The organism is Caballeronia sp. S22 (assembly GCF_964261745.1).
Classification (GTDB): domain Bacteria; phylum Pseudomonadota; class Gammaproteobacteria; order Burkholderiales; family Burkholderiaceae; genus Caballeronia; species Caballeronia jiangsuensis.
In genome coordinates this window covers 387,181-400,259 of sequence record NZ_OZ180035.1, presented here as the reverse complement: position 1 = coordinate 400,259, position 13,079 = coordinate 387,181, and the positions used below count along the sequence as shown (strand labels likewise).

At 59.8% G+C, this 13,079-nt stretch carries 18 protein-coding genes; all 18 read right to left on the bottom strand.

Annotation, left to right across the window (positions count from 1 at the left end; translation table 11 throughout):
* The 18 genes from rplX to recQ all read right to left on the bottom strand — a co-directional run bounded on the left by rplX (nt 1) and on the right by recQ (nt 12,997).
* Complete coding sequence (rplX, locus tag ACEN42_RS01900) at nt 1-309, bottom strand: 50S ribosomal protein L24 (protein WP_035967607.1); 309 nt, start codon at nt 307-309, stop codon at nt 1-3.
* Between the two features lie 9 nt (nt 310-318).
* The gene (gene rplN, locus ACEN42_RS01895) at nt 319-687 is read right to left on the bottom strand and encodes a 50S ribosomal protein L14 (RefSeq protein WP_006998478.1); all 369 of its coding nucleotides are present in this window, start codon (nt 685-687) and stop codon (nt 319-321) included.
* A 302-nt stretch (nt 688-989) separates the two neighbouring features.
* On the bottom strand, nt 990-1,262 hold the full coding sequence (gene rpsQ / locus ACEN42_RS01890) for a 30S ribosomal protein S17 (protein ID WP_008343854.1): 273 nt from the start codon (nt 1,260-1,262) through the stop codon (nt 990-992).
* Complete coding sequence (gene rpmC, locus ACEN42_RS01885) at nt 1,259-1,453, bottom strand: 50S ribosomal protein L29 (RefSeq protein WP_007180130.1); 195 nt, start codon at nt 1,451-1,453, stop codon at nt 1,259-1,261. Before rpmC ends, rpsQ begins: the two co-directional genes overlap by 4 nt.
* Before the next feature lie 10 nt (nt 1,454-1,463).
* Nucleotides 1,464-1,880 carry a 50S ribosomal protein L16 gene (rplP, locus tag ACEN42_RS01880; RefSeq protein ID WP_008343852.1) on the bottom strand — a complete coding sequence of 139 codons (417 nt, stop codon included), beginning with the start codon at nt 1,878-1,880 and terminating at the stop codon, nt 1,464-1,466.
* A 2-nt stretch (nt 1,881-1,882) separates the two neighbouring features.
* The gene (gene rpsC, locus ACEN42_RS01875; protein ID WP_035506762.1) at nt 1,883-2,677 is read right to left on the bottom strand and encodes a 30S ribosomal protein S3; all 795 of its coding nucleotides are present in this window, start codon (nt 2,675-2,677) and stop codon (nt 1,883-1,885) included.
* Nucleotides 2,678-2,688: 11 nt separating this feature from the next.
* Nucleotides 2,689-3,018: a 50S ribosomal protein L22 gene (gene rplV, locus ACEN42_RS01870; protein WP_007730533.1), complete on the bottom strand. Its 330-nt coding sequence runs from the start codon at nt 3,016-3,018 to the stop codon at nt 2,689-2,691.
* A gap of 12 nt (nt 3,019-3,030) precedes the next feature.
* A complete protein-coding gene (gene rpsS, locus ACEN42_RS01865; protein WP_035506764.1) occupies nt 3,031-3,306 on the bottom strand; it encodes a 30S ribosomal protein S19 in 276 nt (91 codons plus the stop codon).
* Between the two features lie 10 nt (nt 3,307-3,316).
* On the bottom strand, nt 3,317-4,144 hold the full coding sequence (gene rplB / locus ACEN42_RS01860; RefSeq protein WP_035506766.1) for a 50S ribosomal protein L2: 828 nt from the start codon (nt 4,142-4,144) through the stop codon (nt 3,317-3,319).
* Between the two features lie 2 nt (nt 4,145-4,146).
* Nucleotides 4,147-4,461, bottom strand: coding sequence for a 50S ribosomal protein L23 (rplW, locus tag ACEN42_RS01855; RefSeq protein ID WP_008343846.1), 315 nt, complete (start codon nt 4,459-4,461; stop codon nt 4,147-4,149).
* Nucleotides 4,458-5,078 (bottom strand): 50S ribosomal protein L4, encoded by a 621-nt coding sequence (gene rplD / locus ACEN42_RS01850; RefSeq protein ID WP_035506767.1) that lies wholly within the window; start codon nt 5,076-5,078, stop codon nt 4,458-4,460. The genes rplW and rplD overlap by 4 nt, the downstream gene beginning before the upstream one ends.
* Nucleotides 5,078-5,737, bottom strand: coding sequence for a 50S ribosomal protein L3 (gene rplC, locus ACEN42_RS01845; RefSeq protein ID WP_035506792.1), 660 nt, complete (start codon nt 5,735-5,737; stop codon nt 5,078-5,080). The genes rplD and rplC overlap by 1 nt, the downstream gene beginning before the upstream one ends.
* Before the next feature lie 209 nt (nt 5,738-5,946).
* Nucleotides 5,947-6,258 carry a 30S ribosomal protein S10 gene (gene rpsJ, locus ACEN42_RS01840; protein WP_006998489.1) on the bottom strand — a complete coding sequence of 104 codons (312 nt, stop codon included), beginning with the start codon at nt 6,256-6,258 and terminating at the stop codon, nt 5,947-5,949.
* Nucleotides 6,259-6,398: 140 nt separating this feature from the next.
* Entirely contained in the window at nt 6,399-7,589 is a 1,191-nt protein-coding gene (tuf, locus tag ACEN42_RS01835) for an elongation factor Tu (protein WP_250484237.1), read from the bottom strand.
* A 67-nt stretch (nt 7,590-7,656) separates the two neighbouring features.
* On the bottom strand, nt 7,657-9,759 hold the full coding sequence (fusA, locus tag ACEN42_RS01830; RefSeq protein ID WP_371880510.1) for an elongation factor G: 2,103 nt from the start codon (nt 9,757-9,759) through the stop codon (nt 7,657-7,659).
* A gap of 118 nt (nt 9,760-9,877) precedes the next feature.
* Nucleotides 9,878-10,348, bottom strand: coding sequence for a 30S ribosomal protein S7 (gene rpsG, locus ACEN42_RS01825; protein ID WP_006053291.1), 471 nt, complete (start codon nt 10,346-10,348; stop codon nt 9,878-9,880).
* A gap of 181 nt (nt 10,349-10,529) precedes the next feature.
* A complete protein-coding gene (gene rpsL / locus ACEN42_RS01820) occupies nt 10,530-10,910 on the bottom strand; it encodes a 30S ribosomal protein S12 (RefSeq protein WP_006998493.1) in 381 nt (126 codons plus the stop codon).
* Nucleotides 10,911-11,149: 239 nt separating this feature from the next.
* On the bottom strand, nt 11,150-12,997 hold the full coding sequence (gene recQ / locus ACEN42_RS01815) for a DNA helicase RecQ (protein ID WP_371880509.1): 1,848 nt from the start codon (nt 12,995-12,997) through the stop codon (nt 11,150-11,152).
* Nucleotides 12,998-13,079: the final 82 nt, after the last annotated feature.

Here is a 13,079-nt window from a genome sequence, read left to right as displayed (position 1 = left end):
TCAGGCGTTAAGCGTGGCGCCGGTCGACTTCAAGAAGCGAACCTTCTTGCCGTCTTCGACCTTGATGCCCACACGCGATGCCTTGCCATTCGCGTCGACCAATGCGACGTTCGAAATATGCAGTGGCATCGTTTTGGCTTCCACACCGCCCGTCGTACCCTTCATCGGGTTCGGCTTCACGTGCTTCTTGACGAGGTTGATGCCCTCGACCGTGACACGATCTTCCGCAACGACCAGCACGGTACCGCGCTTGCCCTTGTCCTTGCCGGTGATGACGATGACTTCGTCACCCTTGCGAATCTTGTTCATCGCGACTCCTTACAGCACTTCCGGCGCGAGCGAAACGATCTTCATGAATCGTTCGCTACGCAGTTCACGCGTAACCGGCCCGAAAATACGCGTGCCGATCGGCTCGAGCTTGGTATTCAACAAAACGGCGGCATTGCCGTCGAACTTGATGAGCGAGCCATCCTGGCGACGCACGCCCTTGGCCGTACGAACGACCACGGCGTTGTAAATTTCGCCCTTTTTCACGCGTCCGCGCGGCGTCGCTTCCTTGACGGTCACCTTGATGATGTCGCCAATGCTAGCGTAACGACGCTTCGAACCGCCGAGCACCTTGATGCACATGACTTCACGCGCACCCGTGTTGTCGGCCACTTCAAGCCGAGTTTCGGTCTGGATCATGGTTTATCTTTCCCAACTTAATCCGGTCGCACCACCATGGCACAGCCGGTCAGTCTTGGTCCCGTCAGCCAACTGGCTGCTTGGGTTAGAACAGGCAGCGAGGGCAGACGAAACCCGCCATCGCAATCCGGTGAATCTGTCGACTCAGGCTGGCGCCCGAACCGGCTTCCCCCACCAGTTTCGCCCGCGACGGGGCTCCCACAAAGAGGGAAGACCGAGATTATAACAAATAATCTCGGTCTTGCAAGCGAAACTTACTGCGACACGATTTACTACTGCATCGCGGTACTACAACTTCTGCTTCAGATCACACGAGCCGCTTCAACCAGCTTCGACACAACCCAGGCTTTCGTCTTCGAAATCGGACGGGTTTCCTGGATTTCGACGAGATCGCCTTCGTTGTACGTGTTCGCGTCGTCATGCGCGTGGTACTTCTTCGAACGCACGACGTACTTGCCGTAGATCGGATGCTTCACGCGGTGCTCGACCAGAACGGTGACCGTCTTGTCCATCTTGTTGCTGACGACCTTGCCGACCAGCGTCCGCTTGAGCGAGGTTTTTACGCTATCGTTCATTTCTGGTTCGCCTTCTCAGTCAGGACGGTGCGCACACGTGCGATGTCGCGACGGACCTTCTTCAGCTGGCTCGTGTTCGTGAGCTGCTGGGTCGCGAGTTGCATACGCAAGCCGAATTGCGCCTTCAGCAGGTCCGACAGCTCTTTGTTGAGCGCGGCCTGGTCTTTCTGGTGAAGTTCAGATGCCTTCATCATTTACTCCTTAGGCGCCGAGCTGACGTACGACGAAGTTCGTCTTGAGCGGCAGTTTGGCTGCAGCCAGACGGAACGCTTCGCGCGCCAGTTCTTCGGAGACGCCGTCCATTTCGTACAGCATCTTGCCCGGTTGAATTTCAGCGACGTAGTACTCCGGGTTACCCTTACCGTTACCCATACGCACTTCGGCCGGCTTCTGCGAAATCGGCTTGTCCGGGAAAATACGGATCCAGATCCGGCCACCACGCTTGATGTGACGCGTCATTGCACGACGCGCCGCTTCGATTTGACGCGCGGTCAAACGGCCGCGACCGATAGCCTTCAGACCGTATTCACCGAACGACACCGCGTTGCCGCGCGTCGCCTTGCCGGTGTTACGACCTTTCTGCTCTTTGCGATACTTTCTGCGTTTCGGTTGCAGCATCGTTATTCTCCAGTCTTCGCGTCACCGCCAGCGCGACGGGGTGCACCACGACGAGCACCAGCCGGAGCGCCTTCACCATCACGACGCGGACGGCGATCGCCACCCGGACGTGCGTTGCGGCGCGGACGCTTTTCTTCCGCCACTTCTTCAACCACCGGCGCTTCGTTGCGGCCCAGGGTGTCACCCTTGTAGACCCACACCTTCACGCCGATGATGCCGTACGTGGTCTTCGCTTCCGACGTCGCGTAATCGATATCCGCACGCAGCGTATGGAGGGGCACGCGACCTTCGCGATACCACTCGGTACGAGCGATTTCGATACCGTTCAGACGGCCCGCGCTCATGATCTTGATGCCCTGGGCGCCAAGACGCATTGCGTTCTGCATCGCGCGCTTCATCGCGCGGCGGAACATGATCCGGCGCTCGAGCTGCTGCGTGATGGAGTCAGCGATCAGCTGAGCATCCGTCTCCGGCTTGCGGATCTCTTCGATGTTGACGTGAACCGGAACGCCCATGCGCTTCTGCAGTTCAGCCTTCAGCGATTCGATGTCTTCGCCCTTCTTGCCGATGACGACGCCCGGACGCGAGCTGTAAATCGTGATGCGCGCGTTCTTCGCCGGACGCTCGATGACGACGCGACCGACCGAAGCGTTCTTCAGCTTCTTCTTCAGGTACTCACGAACACCGATGTCTTCCTGCAACATCGCCGCGAAATTGTTGTTGTTCGCATACCAGCGCGAAGCCCAATTGCGGCTGACGGCCAAACGGAAGCCAGTCGGATGAATTTTCTGTCCCATCGTATGGCTCCTTAATTCCCGACCGTCACAGTGATGTGACAGGATTGCTTCTCGATGCGGTTACCGCGACCCTTAGCGCGTGCGGTGAAACGCTTCAGCGAAGCAGCCTTGTCGACGTAAATGCTCGTGATCTTGAGCTCGTCGATATCGGCGCCTTCGTTGTGTTCCGCATTCGCGATCGCAGACAGCACGACCTTCTTGACGATACCCGCCGCCTTCTTCGGCGAGAACGTCAGGACGTTCAGCGCCTTGTCGACCGGCAAACCACGAATCTGGTCAGCCACAAGGCGCGTTTTCTGCGCCGAGATGCGGGCACCGCGATGAATTGCTTTCACTTCCATCTTGATAGCCCCTTATTTCTTGGCCTTCTTGTCGGCCGCGTGACCCTTGAACGTACGGGTCAGTGCGAACTCGCCAAGCTTGTGGCCGACCATGTTTTCCGTGACATACACCGGAACGTGCTGACGGCCGTTGTGAACAGCGATCGTCAGGCCGATGAAATCCGGCAGAATCGTCGAGCGACGCGACCAGGTCTTGATCGGCTTCTTGTCGCGCGTAGCTGCTGCCGACTCAACTTTCTTCAGCAAATGAGCGTCGCAGAACGGACCTTTTTTAGCAGAACGTGTCATTGCCTACTCCTTAACGCTTGTGACGGCGCTGGACGATCATCGTCGTCGTGCGCTTGTTGCTGCGGGTGCGATAACCCTTCGTCGGCGTGCCCCACGGGCTCACCGGATCGCGACCTGCAGCCGTCTTGCCTTCACCACCGCCGTGCGGGTGATCGACCGGGTTCATTGCAACACCACGCACCGTCGGACGGATACCGCGCCAGCGGTTTGCGCCGGCCTTACCGATTTGACGCAGGCTGTGCTCTTCGTTGCCCACTTCACCGATGGTCGCGCGGCACTCAACGTGCACGCGACGGATTTCGCCCGAGCGCAGACGCACTTGAGCGTAGACGCCTTCGCGAGCCAGCAGCATGGCCGACGTGCCAGCCGAACGCGCGATTTGCGCGCCCTTGCCCGGCAGCATTTCGATGCAGTGGATCGTCGTACCGACCGGAATGTTGCGGATCGGCAGCGTGTTGCCTGCCTTGATCGGCGCTTCCGAACCCGACATCAGCGGCGTACCAACCGTCACGCCCTTCGGCGCGATGATGTAGCGACGCTCGCCGTCTGCGTACAGAACCAGCGCGATGTTCGCGCTACGGTTCGGGTCGTACTCGAGACGCTCGACCTTTGCCGGAATGCCGTCCTTGTTGCGACGGAAATCGACGATACGATAGTGCTGCTTGTGACCACCGCCCTGGTGACGCGTGGTGATACGGCCGTTGTTGTTACGGCCCGCCGACTTGGATTGCGAGTCGAGCAGCGCTGCGTGCGGCGCGCCCTTATGCAGATCCTTGTTGACGATCTTGACCATCGCGCGGCGACCCGGCGAGGTCGGCTTAACTTTCACGATTGCCATGATTACTTGGCCTCCGCTTCAAAGTTGATTTCCTGGCCGGGCTTCAGGCAGACGTACGCCTTCTTCACGTCCTTGCGCTTGCCGTTGAAGCGGCCAAAGCGCTTGGCCTTGCCCTTCGTGACGAGCACGTTGACGGAATTGACTTCGACCTTGAACAGCAGCTCGACAGCAGCCTTAACTTCCTGCTTCGTGGCGTCCGGCGCGACTTCGAACACGACTTGCTCGTTCTTGTCGGCAACCAGCGTCGCCTTTTCGGAGATCACCGGAGCGAGCAGAACTTGCATCAAACGATGATCGTTTTTGCGAATTTCGCTCATGACAGCAACTCCTCGATCTGAGCGACCGCAGCCTTCGTGATCAGAATCTTCTTGAAGTAGATCAACGAGAGCGGGTCGGCGTAACGCGGCTCGACAACTGCCACGTGGGCCAGGTTGCGCGACGCGAGGTACAGGTTCTCGTCGACCGTATCGGTAATGACCAACACGGATTCGAGACCCATCGCCTTGAATTTATCGGCCAACAGCTTGGTCTTCGGGGCTTCGAGCGCGAGGTCTTCGACCACCGCGATACGGCCTTCGCGAGCCAGCTGCGAGAAGATCGAGCAGAGACCTGCGCGATGCATCTTCTTATTGACCTTGTGCGAGAAGTTTTCTTCCGGCGAGTTCGGGAAGATACGACCACCGCCACGCCACAACGGGCTCGACGACATACCGGCACGAGCACGGCCCGTACCCTTCTGACGCCACGGCTTCTTGGTGGTGTGCTTGACCTGCTCGCGGTCCTTCTGCGCGCGGTTGCCGCTACGTGCGTTCGCTTGATAAGCGACGACGATCTGGTGAATCAGGGCTTCGTTGTAATCGCGACCGAACACGACGTCCGATGCGTTCACGCCAGCGCCTTCCTGACCATTGGCATTCAGGAGCTTAAGTTCCATTATTTCGCTCCTTTCACAGCACGCGCCTTGACGGCCGGGGTCACGAAGACCTTGCCGCCCTTCGCACCCGGAACTGCACCGCGGACGAGCAGCAGATTGCGCTCAGCGTCGATGCGGGCGATTTCGAGATTTTGAACCGTAACGGTCTCGTCACCGAGGTGACCCGTCATGCGCTTACCAGGGAACACGCGACCCGGATCCTGCGCCATACCGATCGAACCCGGAACGTTGTGCGAACGCGAGTTACCGTGCGTCGCGCGACCCGAGGCGAAGTTGTAGCGCTTGATCGTGCCGGCGTAGCCCTTACCGATCGACGTGCCTTGCACATCAACCTTCTGGCCGACTTCGAAAATGTCCGTACCGATCACGGCGCCGTTCGACAGTTCACCTGCCTTGGCCGTATCGATATGGAATTCCTTGAGGATTTCACCGGCTTGAACACCGGCTTTGGCGAGGTGACCCGCCAGCGGCTTCGTCACGCGAGATGCGCGGCGAGCACCGAATGCAACCTGAACGGCGGTATAACCATCCGTTTCAACGGTCTTGATCTGCGTCACGCGGTTGTCCGACACGTCCAGCACGGTGACGGGGATCGAATCCCCTTCAGGCGTGAAGATACGGGTCATGCCAACCTTGCGACCTACGAGTCCAAGGCTCATCGTTTTCTCCATTCCCAACTGCGATTGGTCGGGGCTGATTTACAAATGCCGGCTTCGTTACGAGAAACTGGGTCGGCTTTCTTGCGTCTCTTTCGTGCGAATAGGCGCGAAAAGCCTTGGAGTATAACAAGGCTTTTCGAATCCCGCAAGCAATCAAAGACTTAGCATGTTCTGAGGCACCTGCAGGCACGCCAGACACCTTTCGGCACTTACTGCAGCTTGATCTCGACGTCGACGCCAGCGGGCAGATCGAGCTTCATCAGCGCGTCAACGGTCTTGTCCGTCGGATCGACGATATCCATCAGGCGCTGGTGGGTACGGATTTCGAGCTGATCGCGCGACGTCTTGTTGACGTGCGGCGAACGCAGGATGTCAAAACGCTGAATACGCGTCGGCAGCGGCACCGGACCACGGACGATCGCGCCAGTCCGCTTCGCGGTATCGACGATTTCGGCTGCCGATTGATCGATCAGGCGATAGTCGAAAGCCTTCAGACGAATACGGATTTTCTGGTTTTGCATGACAATTCCTTGAAAAGAGCGAGGCGGTATTGCACCGCACATCTGGCAAAAGAGCGTGGGACCGGACGCTCGCTGAGGGCGAGCGTCCGGTCCCTGTTTTTACAGCATTACTGCAACTTCAATCGAGCAAGCCCGATATCTTACTCGATAATCTTCGCCACGACACCGGCGCCGACGGTACGGCCGCCTTCGCGAATGGCGAAGCGCAGACCTTCTTCCATGGCGATCGGAGCGATCAGCTTCACCGTGATCGACACGTTGTCGCCCGGCATCACCATTTCCTTGTCCTTCGGCAGCTCGATCGAGCCCGTCACGTCCGTCGTACGGAAGTAGAACTGCGGACGGTAGTTGTTGAAGAACGGCGTGTGACGGCCGCCTTCGTCCTTGCTCAGCACGTACACTTCAGCCGTGAAGTGCGTGTGCGGCGTGATCGAACCCGGCTTCGACAGCACTTGGCCGCGCTCCACGTCTTCACGCTTCGTGCCGCGCAGCAGGATACCGACGTTGTCGCCTGCCTGACCCTGGTCGAGCAGCTTGCGGAACATTTCCACGCCCGTGCACGTCGTCTTCACCGTCGGCTTGATACCGACGATTTCGATTTCCTCGCCGACCTTCACCACGCCGCGCTCGATACGACCCGTCACCACCGTGCCACGACCCGAGATCGAGAACACGTCTTCCACCGGCATCAGGAACGAACCGTCAACTGCGCGCTCCGGCGTCGGGATGTACGAATCCAGTGCGTCGGCCAGGTTCATGATCGCCACTTCGCCCAGCTCGCCCTTGTCGCCTTCCAGCGCCAGCTTGGCCGAACCCTTGATGATCGGCGTGTCGTCGCCCGGGAAGTCGTACTTCGACAGAAGCTCGCGCACTTCCATTTCGACGAGCTCGAGCAGCTCGGCGTCGTCCACCATGTCGCACTTGTTCAGGAACACGATGATGTACGGCACGCCAACCTGACGGGCCAGCAGGATGTGCTCGCGCGTTTGCGGCATCGGGCCGTCAGCGGCCGAGCACACCAGGATTGCGCCGTCCATCTGCGCTGCGCCCGTGATCATGTTCTTCACATAGTCAGCGTGGCCCGGACAGTCGACGTGTGCGTAGTGGCGGTTAGCCGTTTCGTACTCGACGTGCGCGGTGTTGATGGTGATACCACGCGCCTTTTCTTCCGGCGCTGCGTCGATCTGGTCGTACGCCTTCGCTTCGCCGCCGAACTTCTGCGTGAGAACCGTCGTGATCGCTGCCGTCAGCGTGGTCTTGCCGTGGTCAACGTGACCGATCGTGCCCACGTTCACGTGCGGCTTGGTCCGCTCGAATTTACCTTTTGCCATGATTACCTTCTTTCAAAGTTTGGTTATCGGTTAAAGCTTGTGGCTTGCGCCGAATTACTTGCGGGTATTACTTACCCTTGGCGTTGATGATCGCTTCGGCGACGTTACGCGGAGCTTCGGAGTAGTGCTTGAACTCCATCGTGTACGTGGCACGGCCCTGCGTCAGCGAACGCAGCGACGTCGAGTAGCCGAACATTTCCGACAGCGGCACTTCGGCGCGAACGATCTTGCCGCCGCCAATCATGTCTTCCATGCCCTGGACGATACCGCGACGGCCCGACAGGTCGCCCATCACGTTGCCCATGTAGTCTTCCGGCGTTTCGACTTCCACAGCCATCATCGGTTCGAGGATGACCGGGCTTGCCTTGCGCATTGCTTCCTTGAAGGCCATCGAACCGGCCATGCGGAACGCGTTTTCGTTCGAGTCGACGTCGTGGTACGAACCGAACGTCAGGTGAACCTTCACGTCGACCACCGGGAAGCCAGCCAGCACGCCCGACTTCAGCGTTTCCTGGATACCCTTGTCCACGGCCGGGATGTATTCGCGCGGAATCACGCCGCCCTTGATCTCGTCCAGGAACTCGTAGCCCTTGCCCTGCTCGTTCGGCTCGAGCGTAATGACCGCGTGACCGTACTGGCCGCGACCACCCGACTGCTTGACGAACTTGCCGTCGACGTCTTCCGCCTTGCTGCGGATCGTCTCGCGGTAAGCAACCTGCGGCTTGCCGACAGTCGCTTCCACGCCGAATTCGCGGCGCATACGGTCTACCAGAATTTCGAGGTGGAGCTCGCCCATGCCCGAAATGATGGTTTGGCCCGATTCTTCGTCCGTTTGCACGCGGAACGACGGATCTTCCTGTGCCAGACGGTTCAGCGCCAGACCCATCTTTTCCTGGTCAGGCTTCGTCTTCGGCTCAACTGCCTGCGAAATCACCGGCTCCGGGAAAATCATGCGTTCGAGCACGATCGGGTGTTGCGGATCGCACAGCGTGTCGCCGGTGGTCGCTTCTTTCAGACCGACTGCCGCCGCGATATCGCCCGCGCGCACTTCCTTGATTTCTTCGCGCTGGTTGGCGTGCATCTGCAGAATACGGCCGAGGCGTTCCTTCTTGTCCTTGGTCGCGTTCAGCACGGTGTCACCCGAATTCACAACGCCCGAGTACACGCGGAAGAAGATCAGCTGACCGACGAACGGGTCCGTCATGATCTTGAACGCCAGCGACGAGAACTTCTCGTCGTCGGCTGCACGACGCTCGCCCTTCTCACCGCTCTCGAGTTCGCCCGTAACAGGCGGAATGTCGATCGGCGACGGCAGGAAGTCGATCACGGCGTCGAGCATGCGCTGCACGCCCTTGTTCTTGAACGCAGTGCCGCACAGCATCGGCTGAATTTCGCACGCGATGGTCCGGTCGCGGATCGCCTTGACGATTTCCGCTTCGGTCAGCTCTTCGCCGCCGAGGTACTTTTCCATCAGCTCTTCGGTAGCTTCGGCAGCCGACTCGATCATCTTCTCGCGCCACTCGTTGCACGTGTCGACGAGTTCAGCCGGGATATCGACGTAGTCGAACTTCGTGCCTTGCGACGCTTCGTCCCAAATGATCGCCTTCATCTTGATCAGGTCGACCACGCCCGTGAACGTGTCTTCAGCGCCGATCGGCACCACGACGGGAACCGGGTTCGCCTTCAGACGCGTCTTCAACTGGTCGTAGACCTTGAAGAAGTTCGCGCCGGTACGGTCCATCTTGTTGACGAACGCGAGACGGGGAACCTTGTACTTGTTAGCCTGACGCCACACGGTTTCCGACTGCGGCTGCACGCCGCCCACTGCACAGTAGACCATGCACGCGCCGTCGAGAACGCGCATCGAGCGCTCCACTTCGATCGTGAAGTCGACGTGCCCCGGGGTGTCGATGATGTTGATGCGGTGCTCGGGATAGTTGCCGCCCATGCCCTTCCAGAAGGCCGTGGTAGCAGCCGACGTGATGGTGATGCCGCGCTCCTGCTCCTGCTCCATCCAGTCCATCGTTGCTGCGCCGTCGTGAACTTCACCGATCTTGTGGTTCACGCCCGTGTAAAACAGAATGCGCTCGGTCGTCGTCGTTTTGCCGGCGTCGATGTGAGCGCTGATACCGATATTGCGGTAGCGCTCGATAGGTGTCTTGCGAGCCACTTTGGATCCTTTTTCGGTCGACGCGCCAGCGAGTGCGAGCGCGCCCTAACACAAACGGGCGAGGCGCCTGGAGTAGCGCACCCGCCCTGATTTTTCCGTTTGCTCTACGAGCGGGAGCTTAGAAACGGAAGTGCGAGAATGCCTTGTTGGCCTCTGCCATGCGGTGAACTTCGTCGCGCTTCTTCATCGCGCCGCCGCGGCCTTCAGCCGCTTCGGAGAGTTCACCTGCCAGACGCAGGGCCATCGACTTTTCGCTGCGCTTCTTCGCGGCTTCACGCAACCAACGCATCGCCAATGCCATACGACGCGAGGGACGCACTTCGACCGGAACCTGATAGTTGGCACCACCAACGCGACGGCTCTTCACTTCGACCACCGGCTTCACGTTGTTGAGCGCAACCGTGAACACTTCCAGCGGGTCCTTGCCACCCTTGGTCTGGATCTGTTCAAAAGCGCCGTACACGATACGCTCGGCAACCGACTTCTTGCCGGAGAGCATCAGCACGTTCATGAACTTGGCTACATCTACGTTACCGAACTTCGGATCCGGCAACACTTCCCGCTTGGGGACTTCGCGACGACGCGGCATGATTCTTCCTTTACTTTTTCAGTTGGAGTTGGCTTTCAACTCCGCGGCCACCAACAAACCCGATCCATCTATTCGACTAAACCAGCTTGGCCGGGTGACCACTTACTCGACAGCACCGGCACTTCCGGCACCACCGCCTAAACCGCCTTGCGGCGACCTGACTCTTACTTTCGACCGAGACTTACTTGCCGGCCTTTGCGCGCTTCGCACCGTACTTCGAGCGAGCTTGCTTACGGTCCTTGACGCCCTGGGTATCCAGCGAGCCGCGAACCATGTGGTAACGCACACCCGGCAAGTCCTTCACACGGCCGCCGCGGATCAGCACAACCGAGTGCTCTTGCAGGTTGTGGCCTTCACCGCCGATGTACGAAATGACTTCGAAGCCGTTCGTCAGACGAACCTTGGCAACTTTACGAAGTGCCGAGTTCGGCTTCTTCGGCGTCGTGGTGTACACGCGAGTGCACACGCCACGACGCTGAGGGCAGTCCTGCAGGGCCGGCGACTTGCTCTTCGTCGTTTCCGACGCGCGGCCTTTGCGAACCAGTTGATTGATGGTTGGCATTGTTTAATCCTAAAAATGAACAGAATCCGCGCAATTCTTTCGGGCAAAGCGAAGACAATTGCGCGTTTGACGATCTCGTCGATGAATTCCGCTTTCCGCACCCGGGACTAAGCCGGTTCCACCCGGGACTAAGCCGGTTCCGAAGGCGGACCAAGAACGAGAACCAAGCATGATATTCCGAAAATCGCAATCGGGTCAATACGTTGCGACAATTTCGAGGGCTTTTCGCATGCGTGGCATCAATCGGAACCGACGACGGCGAGCAATTCGTCACCGAAGCGTTCCAGTTTGCGCACGCCGATGCCAGGAATGTGGCGCAGATCGTCGATCGTATCGGGATCGCTGCGGACGATCTCGGCGAGCGTGGCGTCATGGAAAATGACGTAGGCCGGCACACCGTCGCTCTTTGCGGTCTCCGCGCGCCAGCTGCGCAGACGCTCCCAACGGGCCTTTTCGCGGGCTGACATGCCGGCGGTCGGATCCGCGCGCTCGCCTGTGCGACTGGAAGACTGACGTGCTCGAGTCGGCTTTACGTATTTGCGCAACGTGACGTGCTCTTCGCCCTTCAGGACAGGCTTGCTGGCGTCGGTCAGCACGAGCGCGCCAAAACCGTCGTGATCGACGGCAAGATAGCCGAACGCCACGAGCTGCCGGAACACGGCGCGCCACTCGGGTTCGGAAAGCGCGGCGCCCACACCGAAGGTCGAAATCTTCTCGTGTCCGCGCTGCAGGACTTTCTCGCTGCGGGTGCCGCGCAGGATATCGATGAGATGGCCCGCGCCAAAACGAAATCCGCTCGCCTTCTGCGCGCGATACACGCACGACAGCGCCATTTGCGCCTCGCGTGTGGCATCGAAGGACGCGGGCGGCTCGAGACACGTATCGCAGTTGCCGCACGGCTTGCTGCTCTCACCAAAGTACGCAAGCAGACGCACGCGACGACACGACGCCACCTCGCACAGACCCAGCAGCGCATCGAGTTTGCCGGTCTGCACGCGCTTGTGTGCGTCGTCGGCTTCGGATTCGTCGATCATCTTGCGCTGCTGCACGACGTCGCCCAGTCCGTACGCCATCCACGCGTTCGCCGGTAGACCGTCGCGGCCGGCGCGCCCCGTTTCCTGGTAATAGCCCTCGACGCTCTTCGGCAAATCCAGATGCGCGACAAATCGCACGTCCGGCTTATCGATGCCCATGCCGAACGCGATCGTCGCGCACATGACGACGCCCTCCTCGCGCTGAAACATCTCCTGATGTTTTTGACGCGTCTCGAACTCCATGCCGGCGTGGTACGGCAGCGCGCGGATGCCGTGGCCCTTCATCCACTCCGCGGTTTCTTCGACCTTGCGCCGCGACAGACAGTACACCACGCCCGCATCGGTCGTGCCGTCCTTGTTCGTATGCTCGGCCCGGATGAAGTCGAGCAGTTGCGAGCGCGCGTTGTCCTTCTCGACGATGCGATACCGAATGTTCGGGCGGTCAAAGCTGGATACGAAGATGCGCGCATCGTCGAGCGCGAGCCGATGGACGATTTCATCGCGCGTGATCGCGTCGGCAGTAGCGGTGAGCGCGATGCGCGGGACATCCGGAAACCGCTCGTGCAGCACCGAAAGCTGAATGTACTCGGGGCGGAAATCGTGCCCCCACTGCGACACACAGTGCGCTTCGTCGATGGCGAAAAGTCCGACGCGCGCGCGTTCGAGCAGTTCGAGAAAGCGCGGCGTCATCAGGCGTTCGGGCGCGACGTAAAGAAGATCGATGTCGCCATCGCGCAGCGCGCGCTCGGTGGCCGCGGCCTCGGCGCCCGACAAGGTCGAATTCAGATATGCGGCGCGCACGCCGACTTCCTTGAGGGCCGCGACCTGATCCTGCATCAGCGCGATCAGTGGGGACACCACGATGCCCGCGCCGAGCCCGGCCTCGCTGCGCACGAGGGACGGTATCTGATAGCACAGCGACTTGCCGCCGCCCGTTGGCATGAGAACGAGCGAATCGCCGCCGTTCGCGACATGCTCGACGATCTCCGCCTGTTGTCCGCGAAATGCGGGATAGCCGAAGATTTCGTTGAGTATTTCGAGTGGGCGGGACATGGAAGACGGGTGCGTACTGCGGTGAGAGATAACGAATTCTACCAACGCATCCACGCGCGCCGACGCTCAAGAATGCGCGTTA

Coding starts and splice junctions, on each gene's coding strand:
- rplX (WP_035967607.1), bottom strand. CDS start 309: ATGAACAAGATTCGCAAGGGTGACGAAGTCATCGTCATCACCGGCAAG.
- rplN (WP_006998478.1), bottom strand. CDS start 687: ATGATCCAGACCGAAACTCGGCTTGAAGTGGCCGACAACACGGGTGCG.
- rpsQ (WP_008343854.1), bottom strand. CDS start 1,262: ATGAACGATAGCGTAAAAACCTCGCTCAAGCGGACGCTGGTCGGCAAG.
- rpmC (WP_007180130.1), bottom strand. CDS start 1,453: ATGAAGGCATCTGAACTTCACCAGAAAGACCAGGCCGCGCTCAACAAA.
- rplP (WP_008343852.1), bottom strand. CDS start 1,880: ATGCTGCAACCGAAACGCAGAAAGTATCGCAAAGAGCAGAAAGGTCGT.
- rpsC (WP_035506762.1), bottom strand. CDS start 2,677: ATGGGACAGAAAATTCATCCGACTGGCTTCCGTTTGGCCGTCAGCCGC.
- rplV (WP_007730533.1), bottom strand. CDS start 3,018: ATGGAAGTGAAAGCAATTCATCGCGGTGCCCGCATCTCGGCGCAGAAA.
- rpsS (WP_035506764.1), bottom strand. CDS start 3,306: ATGACACGTTCTGCTAAAAAAGGTCCGTTCTGCGACGCTCATTTGCTG.
- rplB (WP_035506766.1), bottom strand. CDS start 4,144: ATGGCAATCGTGAAAGTTAAGCCGACCTCGCCGGGTCGCCGCGCGATG.
- rplW (WP_008343846.1), bottom strand. CDS start 4,461: ATGAGCGAAATTCGCAAAAACGATCATCGTTTGATGCAAGTTCTGCTC.
- rplD (WP_035506767.1), bottom strand. CDS start 5,078: ATGGAACTTAAGCTCCTGAATGCCAATGGTCAGGAAGGCGCTGGCGTG.
- rplC (WP_035506792.1), bottom strand. CDS start 5,737: ATGAGCCTTGGACTCGTAGGTCGCAAGGTTGGCATGACCCGTATCTTC.
- rpsJ (WP_006998489.1), bottom strand. CDS start 6,258: ATGCAAAACCAGAAAATCCGTATTCGTCTGAAGGCTTTCGACTATCGC.
- tuf (WP_250484237.1), bottom strand. CDS start 7,589: ATGGCAAAAGGTAAATTCGAGCGGACCAAGCCGCACGTGAACGTGGGC.
- rpsG (WP_006053291.1), bottom strand. CDS start 10,348: ATGCCGCGTCGTCGCGAAGTCCCCAAGCGGGAAGTGTTGCCGGATCCG.
- rpsL (WP_006998493.1), bottom strand. CDS start 10,910: ATGCCAACCATCAATCAACTGGTTCGCAAAGGCCGCGCGTCGGAAACG.
- recQ (WP_371880509.1), bottom strand. CDS start 12,997: ATGTCCCGCCCACTCGAAATACTCAACGAAATCTTCGGCTATCCCGCA.